Source organism: Massilia rubra, assembly GCF_011682065.1.
GTDB lineage: Bacteria > Pseudomonadota > Gammaproteobacteria > Burkholderiales > Burkholderiaceae_D > Telluria_A > Telluria_A rubra.
Genome location: NZ_VUYU01000094.1, coordinates 1 through 461 on the forward strand (window position 1 = coordinate 1; position 461 = coordinate 461).

1 pseudogene is annotated in these 461 nt (G+C 63.8%); it reads left to right on the forward strand.

Going from position 1 to position 461, the window contains the following annotated elements:
* Nucleotides 1–206: 206 nt before the first annotated feature.
* Nucleotides 207–461 (forward strand): annotated as a pseudogene (locus tag F0185_RS34165) (transposase family protein); the annotation flags it as partial.

A 461-nucleotide genomic window follows, 5' to 3' on the forward strand; every position in this document is an offset into this window, starting at 1 on the left:
TGATGTCGTCGTGATCGGCCCGGAACAGGGTCAAGGGCGGGCCGCGCGAAGCGCGGCTCGGCGAAGCGAACCCTTGACGCTGTGCAGGGCCAATACGCTGGGGCATGGCCGTCGACCTGGCATGCCGTGGCGATGGCCATGCAGACGCCCGGCGACGATGTGCCCATCCACAGCAATGACCGTTGTTTTGATGCGAGGAAGCCGCAATGAGTATTGGTGTCGAAGCGCTGTTCACGTCCGCCTTGGGGCTGAAGTCGCCATGGGAGGTGGTCAAGGTCGAGCTCGACACCGCTAAGCGGAGGATCGATTTCGAGGTGGCCTGCAACGCCAAGCAGCTGCCTTGAACGGGCAAGGCATTCACGACAGGGTCCGGCGCGACTGGCGCCATCTCGATTTCTTCCAGAACGAGGCATGGTTGCACGCCGACGTGCCGCGCGTCGATTGCGGCGCTTGCGGCAAGA